This is a genomic window from Asticcacaulis currens (genome assembly GCF_028550395.1).
Taxonomy (GTDB): domain Bacteria; phylum Pseudomonadota; class Alphaproteobacteria; order Caulobacterales; family Caulobacteraceae; genus Asticcacaulis; species Asticcacaulis currens.
In genome coordinates, this window is record NZ_JAQQKW010000001.1 from 465,184 (window position 1) to 479,516 (window position 14,333).

Sequence of the window (14,333 nt, forward strand, 5' to 3'; positions counted from 1 at the left end):
AAGACCTGTTTACGAAAACCTAAAAAAGTCATCGCACGCTTCAGGCGGCTATTCCTTATGTGTGTAACCCACACTCCGCTTCGATCCTTGTTGTTAAAGAGCGCACACTGAGGCTTTCAAAGGAGAGTCCACGTGATGCAACAGACCCAAATTCCCGCAGACACCGATCCGGCTAACGCTATTGGTCAGGCGGCCGAAGTTACGCCTGATGAGGCCGATATCAATGGGGAAGAAGACCTCACAAACGACGATATCGTCAAGGACGATGGTCTTGGGGAAGACGATACCGAGGATGAGGGCCTTGAGGAAGATGAGGACGGCCTGACACCCCTTGATAAAGACACCGGTCAAGACCTTGATGCTGATGCCCTCACAGGTCAGGACGATGATCGCGAGTATGACGTCAGAGAAACCATCGACAAGACTACGGGTTTGTAATGAAGTAAGCCACGTGCCCAATAAAAAAGAGGACCTCGCCAGCTGCGGGGTCCTCTTTTCCGTCCTTAGCCGTCCCGGCTTTTCGAGCGCTATCATAAAGAAGGCGAAGTCGCTTTCAGATGCGCTACCAGGATAAAGGGTGATTAAATCCTGACGACAGGACTGAGATCCCCTTAAACGCCGTCTTCGGCCTATGACGATTAGACATCGGATCACCTCCCTTCGCTGTTGAACCTGGAAAGAAGGGTCTCATAGACCAAAAGAAAATCAAGCGAAAATGTAGAGGCTACTTAAACATCTCAGTGGCGCTGTGCGTGAGTATAAGAACGGCAATCAGGCCCAAAAGCCCACCGACGAACATCTCGAAGTATTCGCGGTTTCGGCCTCGACTGAGAAAGCGCGTCAGGGCAAGACCACTCAGGCCATAGGTCGTCATGGTAATGACGTCCATACCAATGGCCGTTGCGGCGAACACCGGCATCTGCGTGGCCATCGGGCGGTCGAGTGCCAGAAAGGGCGGCAGGACCGCAGTGAAAAAGAGGGTGACCTTGGGGTTCAGGAACTGCACCATGAAACCGTCTTTCCACGTCGCCCACAGGCCTTCGCGGGCGAGGTTCTGAGCGTCCTCGGGCAGGTCAAGCTCGTGCACGCTGTGCGATTTGCGCGCTCGGATCGTTTTGATGGCGATCCACAAAAGATAGACAGCCCCGGCAACCGTCATTGCATGAAAGACGACCGGCAAGGTGGTGATCAGTATGTGCAGGCCGAAGGCGGCGGCAACAAACCAGATCAGGGTGGCCGTATTAATGCCGAACACACCCATCAGAACCTTTGGGCCGGAACGACCTAAACCAGTTGAGATGCAAAACAGGTTAGCTGGACCCGGTGTAATGGCCATAAGAAACATCGCCCCTAAAAAGGCGGTGTATTTCGAGGGATCAACAGGCAGGGCGGAGAACATAGGGCCTTATTTCGTAGATCCTGCAACTTGTCGAGGCGTAACAACCGCCGCCTTACGCACAGATGCCGGTTTTTAAGGCCCCGCATTCAGATGACGAGACTATACCTTGGTGTGGGTTACAGCCGAATAGGGCAGGAAGCGTTCTCCGCTTAACTGTCGCAGCTCGATACGAACACTTTTGTCGCTGAAATCCAGAAGGTTGAAGCCTTGTGGCTGTTTGCGCACGCGTATCGACATGGCCGTTGAGGCGCACACAAACAAAGTGGTGTGACCGTTCATTACCCGTGTCTCGACATAGGCGTGATGCTGGTGGCCGGATAGGACGATATCGACCTTCTGTTCGCCGAGCGTTTTTAATAGTTCTTCGCTGTTGAACACCGTCACATCAAGCGGAAATTCCGACGGGTTAAGAGGGGGATGGTGCAGTGTCAGGACACGCCATGGCGTCGTTGAGGCGGCAAAAAAACTGGCGATGTCCTGCCTTTGACGGGCGCTGATCGAGCCATAGGCCCAGTTAAGCGCCGGCAGGATCATACGGGCCGAATTGATACCCTTTATGTCCACCAGATCCGCATGCAGTTCGGGTTCGAGGTCTCTGGCAATGTGGTCGCGGTATCGCTTCCATGGCTGGACGAAGCGTCTAAGGTCAAGCCCTGGCAGATCATGATTGCCCGGTATCACGAAAGCCGGCATGGGCAGACGTCTGAAAAAATCCGCTGCTTCGGCAAACTCTGGCACGGTGGCGTCCTGGGTGATGTCGCCGCTGGCCAGCACGAGGTCGGGGTCAAGTTCTATCAGGGTCTGGGTCAGGATTTCGGTCACCAGACGATCATGCGCACCGAAATGCAGGTCGGATATGTGGGCTATGCGCATTCAGGCCTCGCGCGACGGGGTCAGCAGCGGCACATAGCGTGGCTTAAGTTTGATTTCGAGCGGGGTTTTAAGATCTGTCACTTCGCCATCGACCGAGACCTTCTCTTTGCGATGTCGCGTCCATAGCGTCATCTGCGTGCCGGTAAGTTCCGTCAGATCCGGGTCCGATTTCCAGTTGCCGACCAGAAGCCGCGTCAGGAAGCGAAGATGTGATACCCGCGTCTTGGTCGAGGCGATATAGGCCGCCAGTTCGCCCCCTTGAAGGTCGTTGCGTTTAAAGTTGCTCTCATCGATGCGCGTCGTGTCAGCATAGCGATTGGCCGAAATCACCACGGCGGGCGAACGGAAGCGATGCAGCCGCTTGCCGATCTGAAGCCCGACGCGAGCATTTTTGCGCCGTTCCAGATAGTCGGCGACGAACCAGAAAAGATAGGGCACCATTAGCAGGAAGTTGTTGGTGCGGTGCTGTTCGCGAAAGACCGAGGCTTCGGGCATCACCCCCACTGAGGCGCAACATAAGAACAGCTCGCCATTCACCTCACCGGCGTCGATCCGCGTTTGCGTCGCACCTTTCGCATAGGCCTTGAGAGCCTCATCCAGGGTATTCATGCCGAGGTCATGGGCGAGAAGGTTCATCGTGCCAAACGGCAGGATGCCAAAAGCCTTGTTCTTACGGCTCAAGGTATCGGCGCATGACCGTAAAGTGCCATCGCCGCCCCCGACAAGTAAAGGGTTGGGAGATTGCGCAAAGCGGTCGAGAGCGGCTTCCATCTCAGCGGGTTCGGCGAACATGAGTTCGTTCACCGCCATGCCGCTGGCTTCAATCGCTGCGGTTATGGAGTCGCGGCCCAGATTGAGGACCGTGCCCGCCTTGCCATTGATAAGAATGTTATACGCTGTCGCCGCCATATGGCTGATGTGCCGGGGTGAGTGCAAAAAAACAATGCGGGCGTGAAGCCTGAACTCCACGCCCGCACCCTATCAGCATTTGTCTTTAAGACTAGGCGATGCCGGCTTCGGCCAGCCATTCGACGAGCTTCGACTTTGGCATAGCGCCAACCTTCATCGAGGTCATCTTGCCGTCCTTGAATAGCATCATGGTCGGGATGCCGCGCACGCCGAACTTCGACGGCGTCAGGGGGGAATCGTCGATGTTAATCTTCGACACGGTGAGCTTGTCGCCATAGGCTTCTGCCACCTCATCGAGGATGGGCGCGATTTGCTTACACGGGCCGCACCATTCGGCCCAGAAATCGACTAAAACCGGCTTGTCGGATTTAAGGACGTCGTTTTCAAAGGTCTCGTCGGTAACCTTGACGGTGGCGGTGGACATGGGTGCACTTCCTATCTCGCCCGAAATGGGCACAGATTCAAACTTGTCACAAAGGTAAGTAAGCCCGCCTCAGAAATCAATGGCCCTGAATTTCCGCGAGCCTGAGATTTACTAAAGCCTCACTTAAGGGGGTGAGCTTCGGCCCGTCGGTCCATAAAAGCGCGGCCTCAACCGTCTTGTCAGGATAGATCTGACGCAAAAGGGCGACGTAACCGGCCATCTGACGTTGATAATCAGCGGCTGCCTCTTCGGCGCTATCCGGAGCGGGGCGGTTCGATTTGTAATCGATCACTAAAACGCGCTCATCCCCGACCACCAGCCGGTCGATACGTCCGGACATAAAGATCGCTTCGCCGCGTGCATTGATCCCGACCTGCCCGGCAAGAGCGACCTCTGGCCTCGAGTGGGGTCCGAAGGCGTCGGCAAAGCGCGCATCGGTCAGGACTGCCATGACAGACTGGCGGATCTCTTCGCGCTGAGGATCATCAAGATCCGGCTGACGCTTCAGCCAGCGTGTGGCCACATCGTCGCGCTCAGCCACGGGCAGAGCGGGCAGGATTTCAAACAGTTTATGAATTTTCAGTCCGCGGCCAAATCGTCCCTGTCCCTTCTGTAGCGCCAGCGGCGAAGGCGCGCGGTCCTCGGCGGAGCGGTCTTCGTCGCTCAGTTGCGACACCGCGCGCCACACCACATCCGCTTCCGGATCGGGCGTCGGCGCTGCGGTGACAAAAGCAGGTAAATCGGTCTTTGCCTGCAAAGCCTGCGCCTGTGCGGGCATTAAAGGCGCGCGTTTACCAAACAGAACGACCTCGGTCGTTTTCGTGGGTTCCTGATCTTTGGGGGTTCCGAATTCGACGATCATGCCAAGCGCCTCGGCGCTTACATCTTCGCCTGGTAGACGCCTAAACCCGGCTTCAGCCAGATCGTACCAGTCAGGGAAGGGGCCATTAGTGGCCCGGCTGCCGCGATAGCCGCATAGGGTCAGACGGTCGCGTGCCCGTGTCAGCGCCACGTAGAACAGCCGCAACCCCTCCTTGGCTTCGCGCAAACTGCGCGCGGCCTTCAACGCGCTGACGGATTGCGGATCGCCGTCTTTGCCTCGGGCCGACAAGACGAGATCGCCCTCATCAGACATTAGGAGCAAATCGTCATTACGAGTCGATTTAAAACCGGGGGCCATTGGCAAAATAACCCACGGCGCTTCTAAGCCCTTGGAGCCATGGACTGTCATGACCCGCACACGGTCGCCACCCTCCTCCTGTTCGCGCTTAATTTCTGAGGCATTGAATTCGCAAAGGTTGAGGAAGTCGATCAGACCGATCGCACCCACTCCTTCGCCCTTAAGGGCCAGATTCAACGTCTCATCCAGCACGTCTTCGCATTCAACACCAAGGCGTGTGACGAAACGCTGGCGCTGGGTGCGCCCCTGAGCATCGCGGCGATTAAGTACCAGCCCTAGAAAATCGAACGCTGTGCGCTGTGGGGCTTCGGCGAGCGCCCAGCCTATGAAGTTCTGGGCCTCTGAAAATCGCGAATTGTCCTCAGCCAGGCGGTTCAGGGCCTGCCAAAGGTTGGCCTTTTCGATTCGCGTGAGTGCGAAGAGGTCGTCTTCACTCAGGTCGCATAGGGGGCTTCGCAGGACGCAGGCCAGGGACAGGCTATCGCCCGCTTGCAAACACACGCGCATAAGGGCGCGGAGGTCCTGAAAAGCAATATGGTCCGACAGCTTAAGACGGTCAGCCCCGGAGACCGGTACGCCTGCCTGTTTAAGCTCGCGGATCACATGCTCGAACAAAGCGTCTCGCTTGCGCACCAGGACGAGGACATCGCCGGCATGCATCGGGCGCGGTTCGCGTGACGCTTTGTCTATGACACTGCGCCCCTGTCTGATTTCCTGCGCAATATGAAAGGCCAGTTGCTGGGCCAAGCGCTTTGCCGGGGCGGCGCCTGAGGCGTCAACCGGGGCAATCTCGTCATCGTCTTCGTCGTTAAGGTCAGGCACCGGCAGGGGATAGACAGGTGGCCATAACTCCACCGTCGCAGGCCGTTCGCTTCGGCGCGCGTCATGGATGATGGGAACGGCCGTGAAGTTGAGCGCTTCGGAAAGGTCCGGGGCATCAAAGGCGCTATCGACGAAACCCAGAACCTCCGGGAGGGAGCGCCAGCTTTGGACCAGTTGTGGCACTTCAAATCGCTTTTTGGCTGCCTCCGCAAGTTTTTGGTAGTGACGGCGCATGCCAAGGAAAAGGTCAGGCTTGGCCCCCTGGAACCCGTAGATAGATTGCTTTTCATCGCCAACAGCAAAGACGGTGCGATCAGTACGCCCGGAAAGTACAGATGAGCCTGCGCCGGAGAAAAAGTCACCGGTCAGGGCCTTAACGATATCCCACTGGTCCGCGGACGTGTCTTGTCCTTCATCCACCAGCACATGCTCAAGACCGCCATCCATCTTAAACAGCACCCACTGCGACATTGAGGCGCCCGACAGGAGACGCTTGGCGCGGCTGATCAGATCCTGAAAGTCGAGTGCGCCGGTGCGGCGCTTCAGATCCTGATAGATGGCGCTGAAATCTTCAAACAGTCGCAGCGTATAGAGGGTGTTGAGCGCGGTTTCGGCGGCTTTGCGCTTTTCAACCGCATCGGCCAGCGGTTCGCGCCAGCGTTCCAAAGCTTCGCGGTCGGCCGGGTGGCTCTTGACTGAACACACCTCTTTGCGCGGCTCGCCCTTAGCCGTGTAGTAAAGGTTATAAATTTCTTCAAAATCAAACGGTTCGCCGTTACTACGCGCCTCAGAAAGGCGCAGCAGGGTTTCCGACAGGCTCTGATTGCCCTTGGTATTGATGGTGGCCAGTGACCGCGCCATTTCCGGCATAAGGTCCCAGTTCAGCCCCTCGGCGAACGCATCTACCACCTGTTCTGGCGTCATAGGCGGATCGAGATCGAGACGTTTAAACACATGGGCGCTGAAGGACCGATCATATTGTTCGGCTTCGGCCAGAAGGCTATCGAGCGCTTCGCGGATACGATCGTGCTGATAGATGAACTGCGACAGGAGTTGCTCAAACTTCTGGGCTTTCAGCGTGCGGATCAGATGATCACGGTGTGCGCCTTCGGGCAGGGTCAGGAGACCTTCAAGCGCCTTTTGCGCCAGATCACGCGCGATCAGATCGTCTAGCACCTGAAATGAGGGGCTTAAACCCGCCTCCAGTGGAAACCGCCGCAGAAGTTTTTCGCAAAAGGCATGTATGGTCTGGATCTTAAGGCCCCCGGGGGTCTCCAGCGCCTTGGCAAACAGAGCCCGGGCCTTGGCGAGGTCATCGGGATTTTCGTCGATCTTGCGGAGCTCTTCGGCCAGGGCATCGTCTTCGGCCACGGCCCAGCCGCCCAGTCGCTCATAAAGGCGGCCCTGCATTTCGGCGGCAGCGGCCTTGGTATAGGTAACGCACAAAATATGCTCGGGCCTTGCGCCTCGCAACAGAAGGCGCGCCACGCGATTGACAAGCGTTGAGGTTTTTCCCGAGCCCGCATTAGCAGTGAGAAAGCACGAGACTTCCGGGTCGGCGGCGGCGTTTTGCGGGTTCATTCGCCCTCCTCGGTCGCAGGGTCCGCGTCACGGTCGCCCAGGACGTGCCATTCATAGAGGCGTGCCAGCTGGTCGTAATCGCCACCGCGCTCCAGCCGATATTGTGGAGCGCGCCAGGACAGATAGCCCTGTTTTGGATCTTCGTATTGCATAAGGCGGGTTTTAAGCCGCTTCAGAGCGCGTTCAGCCATCTCATCCGCACTCAGCGGGTTCTTTTTATCGAAAACCACCCGAGGCCTAACGACATCCTGTCCTAACCGTACGTAGATAAGCTCCCTAAGACCCTTTTCACGATGCAAGGCCTCAAACCCGCCAAAGGTGCCGTATTTCAATATGGCAGCCGTGAGGGTGAGCTGCGGGTAGAAGCCTGCGATCACTGCCTTAGGCGAGGGGGGTTGACCCGTTTTGAAGTCAATTACGTCCACACCGCGCTCGTGTATCTCTACCCGATCAGCCTTGGCGGTCAACGTGAACGCGCCCCGCGGCAAGTCAATCGTCAGGCTGCCGGACTGTTCGATCAAAAGACGGGGACGCCCCACGCGCCGCTCGGTTTCAAAGGCCACATATTCGCGTGCAAGCAAAGAAAACAGCGGGCGTTGCAGGGCCAGTTGAGCCTCGCTGAGATTTTCAGCGCGCAATTGCGCCTCTAACAGATCGCAAAAGGCCTTTATCCCGGCTTCGCCCAGCGGCATATCGTCGGCAGCGAAGGCTTCGGCAACGGCGTGTATGGCCGTGCCACGGCGCAAGGCTTCAAACGGTTCATTGGGCCGATCAAGCGGTTTAAGGCGCAACACATAACGGGCATAGACCGCATACGGGTCACGTTCCAGCATCTCAACCTGGGTCACCGGCAGTTGCAGTGGGCGGGCTTCAACCGGGGGGGCAGGTTGTGGACGGGTCGCTGGCTTGAGAGCTTCCGGGACTAAAGTTAAAGGGCCATCCATGCGTCTGGCCCAATCGAGCCAATGGGGCTGGGTTGGCAGATGTTCTCCGGCACCGGTCGTCAGGGTTTCCAGTCGCCACAGCCAGCGCGATTTGACCTGCGGCTCGCCTTCCCGGCGCTGACGCGTTACCATCCAAACCTCTGGCTGGCTGGCGCCTTGTACAAAGTCGTGCGCCGACAGGCCGGTGCGACGTTCAGGTGACGGCAGACCGAGCGCCTTTCGCATGGGGCGGGAGAGAAAAGGATCTATCTCCGCAGCCTGCGGCCAAACCCCTTCCTCCAGGCCAGCGAGGATCAACCGGTCAGCCGAAAACATGCGTGCTTCAATGGCGCCCAACACTGTCAAACGCGGATGGGTGTAGCCACCGGTGCGCACCGTGCAGGTGCGCAATGCGCGCCTTAAGATGTCGACGAAGACCTGATCATCCTCAACTCTGAAATCGCGCCCCTCGGTGATGAGATCAGCTAACAGCGCTGAAGCGGCGGCCCCGGCTGCACCGCTCCACAAGGCCTCACCCTCGTGTGTACCTAAGGCTTCGGCCCACTGAGTGAGGGCACGCACATAATCGGACAGGTCTGTCTTTTGAGCGGTCCAGATAGTGTGCGTTTGGATATAGTCTTGCCACAGTGCAGCGGCTTCAAAGGCCTCTGCCTTGGTAAGACGGCTCAGAACTTCGTCGGCATCTCGCGGTTTGGCACCACGCAAGCCTTTGATTTCCAGAGTATTTATTTCTCTTTTTTCGGCGAAGCGAGACAGCGGATGTTTCAGTAAAGACAGAAGTCTCACCGCGTCGAAGGGTTCCAGAACGAGATCAAGCAGACTGTGCAGGAAGCGTCCGACCGGACTATGGACGAGGGCGTCCCCCGCTGAAGAGTCGGGCCTTAGTCCCCAACGCGACAGACGCGCCGTCACCCGCCGTGACAGGGTGATATCAGGCGTAACAAGGGCGGCGGTCTGGCCGGGTCGTTCCAGAGCCTCGCGCATCAAAAGCGCAATGACGGCGGCGACCTCCTCATCATTGCGGCCCTCAATGTGGGTTAGCCCGCTTAAGCCATCCCGGATGGCGTCTTCAGATCCGGCCTTTAGGGCGGCGATCTGGGTGCGCCAATCCTTAGTCGCTTCGGCAGGGCGTAGCGCCTCATTGAGCACCCGTCGGCGCGCATGGCGGGCGCGATCGGCTTCAATGGACGCAGGCCAGGTTCTCACATCCTGGCGAGTGACGCGATGCCGGTCGAGCAGGGACTTCATGGCGCCCTGAGGATGTGAATCACCCACCTGTTCCCAGACCTCTTCGGCCAGTGACAGGTCAAGGCCGGGGAGAACGACTGCGCCTTGCTCGAACCTCGAAACAAGTCCCATTAATCGGGCAGTGGCAGGGGTTGTGCCGGTGGTGCCGGCCACGATAACTGGATGTGTCGGCGGGGTCTTTTCCCATTGGTCGCCCAGGCGATGGATCAGCGTTACGAGCCTCTGGCTCGGATCCATCATGTCGAGCTCCGCCAGACGTTTGGGCCACAGATCAACAGCAATCGCCAGAAACCGTGCCGACACCTGCCAGTGTTCGGCCAGGGCCCCTAGCCCTTCGTGTAACAGATCCGGGTCATGGACAAGACGGTCCAGTCTCTCAGAGGCATCGACCTCTTCCAGTGCCAGGGAATCAAAAAATTTCGCTAATGAATCAGCGAGTTCTAACGCGGTCCGAGCGTTGAGGGCGACATCACTTTCGTAGTGCGCCTTGATAAGTTTCGCAAGCTCAAAGCGGCGCCGCGTGGACGAAAGCGCGGGCGGGAGGTCAAGGCCCAGATGCTCAAGATCAAAGGGGGGTTCACCCTCTTCAAGATCACCCAGAGCACGCACCTGAGGCAGAAGGAGTGCTTTGGCGCGGCACTGGTCCGTAAAGGCGTGCGCCATTTGGCGCGCACCGCGGCGGGTGGGGGTGAGGATGAGCGCGTGTGGTAGCTCTTCGCCGAGTACTTCACAAAGGCCTCTTGCCAGGTCGTCCAGAAACGGCCGTCCCGACGCAATGGAGTACCAGCGTGGAGCGGGCGTGACAAAGAGGTCGCGGCTTTTCATGTCCGTTTTAATCGCGCTTGCGCGGCATCAAGAGCGGCGGGGTCACCGACATGCATCCAGTCGCCCTGCATCCGCTTCCCAAATAGCCGGCCGGCTGTCGCCTTCTGACGCCAGATAGGCGTGAGCGAAAAAGCCTCCTCAGCGACCTCAGCCACGATGTCAGGATGGGTGATGTGCACGCCCATGTAGTTGAAAGGGGCCGACATAGCCTGACCACGGAAGCTTAAGCGCTGATCATCAGCCAGGAAGAAGTCGCCGGCCCCGTCAAAGCCACTGGAACGGTTCATATCGGCAAGGAGAAGGAGGGCATCCATGTTTTGCGGCTGCCACTGGACAAGCATGTCGGCAATAGCACGATCCTGGTTCTCATCCTCAATCCACACACTGTCAATATTAGCGACCAAGACCGGATCATCGCTCAGGAGCGGACGTGCTTTTTTAAGTCCGCCGCCGGTTTCCAGAAGCTTCTCGCGTTCATCGGAAATGATGATCTCGACATCGCTGCGGCATTTAAGGTGAGCCTCCAGCCGGTCGGCGAAATAGTGGACATTGACCACAAAGCGTTCGACACCCGCGCTTTTCAGCCGGTCGATCATATGGTCGATCAGGGTGCGCCCCCCCACTTCGACCAGTGCCTTGGGCCGGTCATCGGTCAGCGGCCGCATCCGCGTGCCCAGCCCTGCGGCTAACACCATTGCGGTTTTAATCTGTGTCATGCGATGCGATTCCCCAGACCGTGGGCCATAAACCAGTTCCGCACCCCCGCCAGTGCGGGTGCCGTGAGATTACGCCCCAGATGTCGCCACATGCGCGGCATGAAGGCCTCATAGCGGGGCTTTTTATCGCGCGTCACCAAACGGGAGAAGACACCCAGAATACGCGCCTGATTGAGCGCCGCCAGCGCCGTGTAGAGCCGCATAAAGGCCTCGCGGTTCTGTTCGGGGCGCAGGCTGAAATAGTGGTCGAGACAAAGCGCCTCCACCTCAGGTGACACATCGCGGCGCGCGTCCTGCAACAGCGAATGCAGGTCCCAGGCCGGATGCGCCTTAAGGCAGTCCTGAAAATCAATCAGGCCGACGCGCGCCACGCCCTCACGATCCCCCAGCCACAAGAGGTTCTCGGCGTGGTAATCGCGGTGGATGAAGACGCTGGCTCCGGCCTCGGCTTCGGCGCGCAAGGGGGCCCACAGCCCGTCCCAATCGGCGCGCGCCTGTTCGGAAAAGCGCAAGCCGGGATCATACTGCGGCAGCCATTCCAGAAATAGGTCTGCCCCGGTTTTCAGCGCCAGCGCGTCATAGGTGAGCAGTGGCCAGTCGCCGACAGTGGAGGGGGGCGAAACCTCATGTAGCCTGGCCAGGACAGACACCGCCGAAAGGTACAAGGGCGCTTCATGTTCGCCCTCTTCAATCAGACGGGCGAAAAGCGCATTGCCCAGGTCTTCATGCAGAATGAGGCCGTTTTCCATGTCGCTTTCGTAGATGGCCGGTGCTGAAAATCCCTGTGCGCGCAGATAGGTGGCGGCCCCCACAAAGGCTGTCAGATTTCCTGCAGACAGACGGGTCTGAGCAAAATAGCCAAGGCGTTGACGTTCCTCTGAATTTGCATCTGGCGGGCAGGGGAGAGCGCCCGTCGGTGGCTGATCCATAAGCATCAGGGTTGTGCCGTCTGTCCGTGTCAGCCGCTCATAACGCCGCGTCGAGGCGTCACCAGGAAGGGGGTGGCGCTTTGCTTCGGTAAGGCCCGCCCGTTGAAGAAAACGAACTCGGAGGTCTTCACGGTCAGTCATGCGAACTTTCAGGCTAAGGTCTTACGAAAGGGGCCGTTCAAGCGTCACGCGTCGGCCCGTATCTTCTTCTTTTAGGCGCACGATCCATGGCGCGTCAAAGGCGAATTGTCCCAACCTCTGGGGCCATTCGATGAGACACAGATGCGTTTCGACTAACTCAAAGAGGCCGATCTCATACACCTCTTCCGGATCTGTCAGGCGGTATAAATCGAAATGCGCCACATCGAGTTCGCGGCCCTCGTAGGTTTGAACGAGCGTGAAGGTCGGCGAGGGCACATCTTCGTCAGGCGTCGTCAGAGACCTGATCAAACCTCGCGCCAGCGTCGATTTTCCGGCCCCAAGATCCCCCAAAAGATAGACAACATCGCCAGATTTAAGCTGTGTGGCAAGCCACGCGCCCCAGTCGGCTGTGGCCGCGTCGTCAGCCAGAAAACAATCATCAGAAAAGCTCATAGGGCAGGCAGGTCCGGATCAAACGGGAGTTGCCGTTCGATATAAGCCTTCAGGCGCTCACACAACAGACCCACTTCGCCCTGAAGCTGTTCGGAAGAGATGACGGGCCCTACCGTCACATCGAAGCGTTTGCCGGCCTTATTCAAGAACTCATGAAACAAGGTGATGTCGCGAAGTTCCTGCGAGAAGCGATTGAAGCTGTGAAACCAAATCGAGTTTGGGCCCGATAGGTGCACGGGGACGAGTGGCGCATCATATTTTTGAGCCAAAGACAAGGCGGTCGTTTGCCAGGCAGGATCGCTGAGTTGTCCGTCCGGGCCTCTCCGCGCCAGACGCCCGGCCGGAAACAGAACGACGCATTTTTCCGCTTCGAATGCGCAACGGGCTGAACTGAGTGTGATGCGGGTCTTTTCCCGAGTGCGCTTTGCTTCCACCCATTCGACTGGGATCAGCACCTCAGAAAAACGCGGATTGACCCGTAGCGCATCAGCATTCGCGAAAAAAATGATATCTGATCTTACACGACGTAGAAGGTCATAGACGGCAATGCCATCAGCGATTCCTGTTGGATGGTTGCAGATAACGACGCAGCGCCCTGTCTTTGGAATGCGCTCACTCCCTCGGGCCTTGAGGACGAGCGATAAGAGTTGTGAGATGTAGTCCAGCGCCTCTGGCCCGGAGAGATCCGCCACAGCCTTAGCCATATCCACGGCCCGCTTGTATCCGAGAAGGCCATAAAGGGCTGGCCGAACCAAAGGCCAGACAATTGAAGAGGCGAAACCTGGGGCGCGTTCGATAATGAGTTCTTCGACAATGTTACGCGGCTTTGGTAGCGCCATTTCGTCTTCCCTCCCCAGTATGCGTGGCTTTCGCGGTGCCCGCATTCTTGCTAAGCCTCACCTTATGACTGCTTCGCATGCCCCGAAACCATCATCCAAAAGTCAGGATTCCCGCCGCTTAAAGGCGCGGGGCCCTTATCTCTGGCTGTGGTTTGCGGCCCTCACCGGCATCATATTCGCTCTTGTGGCCTTGTCATGGGGCTGAATCTGTTAACCAAACCCTTAACAGAAGGCGCATAACGCGCGTATAGTCATCGGGTTCGAGAGGGGCTGAGCGCCGGATGACCAGAAAGCACATACTCTACGCTATAATTTTCCTGATCGTGGCCGCTGTGCTGAGTATTGCCGGCTACTGGCTCTACTGGGATAATTTTGTGCGCTGGCAGCCCGTTACGATCACGCAAAAGCAGAAAGATATTCAGGAACTTCTGGAATCGTCGGGCTATGCGGCTTCGGGTAAGGAGGGCCCTGAAATCTGGGTCATCACCTATCGCAATTGCGCCACCTGCAAGGTATGGGAAGATCAGGAGCTCCCGAAGTTTGAGGCGGCCTCTGCCGACATCCGCATCGTGCCCTTTGCCCCGATGGACGTCGAGGGCAAGGTGACGACCACCGCGTCTGAGCGGTCGACCATCGCTGAGATTTGGCTTAACCGTTCCTATCCTCTCTATAAGCAATGGCGGGCGGCAAATGAAGAGGCGTGGCAACCGACCTTCCGTGCTGCCGACGGCGATCTTGCGCGTTCGGCGGTGGTACAGGCGAGCCGTGATTTCATTGCGAAGCTTGAACCGCTGCTGGGCGATAACGGCGTGCAGATCCGATATCCACTGGTCATCTGGCGTGACGGCACCCAACATATCCGCGTCTGCGCCTGCTCGGATGAACGCATGTACCACTATGTGCGCGACGACCTTCACGCGCCGTCAAAGGTTGAGGCCGCTGCTCCTCAGGCTTTAAAAATCGAGGCCACCGCCACGGCTGCCGCTGAAACCGTAGCGAGCGATAGCGCGGCTACCAATTATGGCCCGGACAGCCGCTAATTTTCTAATC

General features: G+C 58.0%; 12 protein-coding genes. 2 read left to right on the forward strand and 10 right to left on the reverse strand.

Features of this window, described 5'->3' with window-relative positions; translation table 11 throughout:
- The first annotated feature begins 132 nt into the window (after window positions 1–132).
- Window positions 133–438 (forward strand): hypothetical protein, encoded by a 306-nt coding sequence (locus PQU94_RS01980; protein ID WP_272739814.1) that lies wholly within the window; start codon window positions 133–135, stop codon window positions 436–438.
- A 286-nt stretch (window positions 439–724) separates the two neighbouring features.
- Here the strand turns inward: PQU94_RS01980 and PQU94_RS01985 are convergent, their stop codons facing one another.
- The 10 genes from PQU94_RS01985 to PQU94_RS02030 form a co-directional block, all read right to left on the reverse strand.
- Window positions 725–1,399 (reverse strand): LysE family translocator, encoded by a 675-nt coding sequence (locus PQU94_RS01985; RefSeq protein ID WP_272739815.1) that lies wholly within the window; start codon window positions 1,397–1,399, stop codon window positions 725–727.
- 99 nt (window positions 1,400–1,498) lie between these two features.
- Window positions 1,499–2,272, reverse strand: coding sequence for a metallophosphoesterase family protein (locus tag PQU94_RS01990; RefSeq protein ID WP_272739816.1), 774 nt, complete (start codon window positions 2,270–2,272; stop codon window positions 1,499–1,501).
- Complete coding sequence (locus PQU94_RS01995) at window positions 2,273–3,181, reverse strand: diacylglycerol/lipid kinase family protein (RefSeq protein ID WP_272739817.1); 909 nt, start codon at window positions 3,179–3,181, stop codon at window positions 2,273–2,275. It lies immediately after the preceding gene.
- A 91-nt stretch (window positions 3,182–3,272) separates the two neighbouring features.
- On the reverse strand, window positions 3,273–3,605 hold the full coding sequence (trxA, locus tag PQU94_RS02000; RefSeq protein WP_126422138.1) for a thioredoxin TrxA: 333 nt from the start codon (window positions 3,603–3,605) through the stop codon (window positions 3,273–3,275).
- Window positions 3,606–3,681: 76 nt separating this feature from the next.
- Window positions 3,682–7,188, reverse strand: coding sequence for a double-strand break repair helicase AddA (gene addA / locus PQU94_RS02005; RefSeq protein ID WP_272739818.1), 3,507 nt, complete (start codon window positions 7,186–7,188; stop codon window positions 3,682–3,684).
- Window positions 7,185–10,205, reverse strand: coding sequence for a double-strand break repair protein AddB (gene addB, locus PQU94_RS02010; RefSeq protein WP_272739819.1), 3,021 nt, complete (start codon window positions 10,203–10,205; stop codon window positions 7,185–7,187). The genes addA and addB overlap by 4 nt, the downstream gene beginning before the upstream one ends.
- A complete protein-coding gene (murU, locus tag PQU94_RS02015; RefSeq protein ID WP_272739820.1) occupies window positions 10,202–10,921 on the reverse strand; it encodes an N-acetylmuramate alpha-1-phosphate uridylyltransferase MurU in 720 nt (239 codons plus the stop codon). The genes addB and murU overlap by 4 nt, the downstream gene beginning before the upstream one ends.
- Window positions 10,918–11,991 (reverse strand): N-acetylmuramate/N-acetylglucosamine kinase AmgK, encoded by a 1,074-nt coding sequence (amgK, locus tag PQU94_RS02020; protein ID WP_272739821.1) that lies wholly within the window; start codon window positions 11,989–11,991, stop codon window positions 10,918–10,920. The genes murU and amgK overlap by 4 nt, the downstream gene beginning before the upstream one ends.
- Before the next feature lie 21 nt (window positions 11,992–12,012).
- Window positions 12,013–12,444 (reverse strand): tRNA (adenosine(37)-N6)-threonylcarbamoyltransferase complex ATPase subunit type 1 TsaE, encoded by a 432-nt coding sequence (tsaE, locus tag PQU94_RS02025; protein ID WP_272739822.1) that lies wholly within the window; start codon window positions 12,442–12,444, stop codon window positions 12,013–12,015.
- Window positions 12,441–13,283 carry a GNAT family N-acetyltransferase gene (locus tag PQU94_RS02030; RefSeq protein ID WP_272739823.1) on the reverse strand — a complete coding sequence of 281 codons (843 nt, stop codon included), beginning with the start codon at window positions 13,281–13,283 and terminating at the stop codon, window positions 12,441–12,443. The genes tsaE and PQU94_RS02030 overlap by 4 nt, the downstream gene beginning before the upstream one ends.
- 281 nt (window positions 13,284–13,564) lie before the next feature.
- Between PQU94_RS02030 and PQU94_RS02035 the strand changes: the two genes are divergently transcribed.
- Window positions 13,565–14,323: a hypothetical protein gene (locus PQU94_RS02035; RefSeq protein ID WP_272739824.1), complete on the forward strand. Its 759-nt coding sequence runs from the start codon at window positions 13,565–13,567 to the stop codon at window positions 14,321–14,323.
- Window positions 14,324–14,333: the final 10 nt, after the last annotated feature.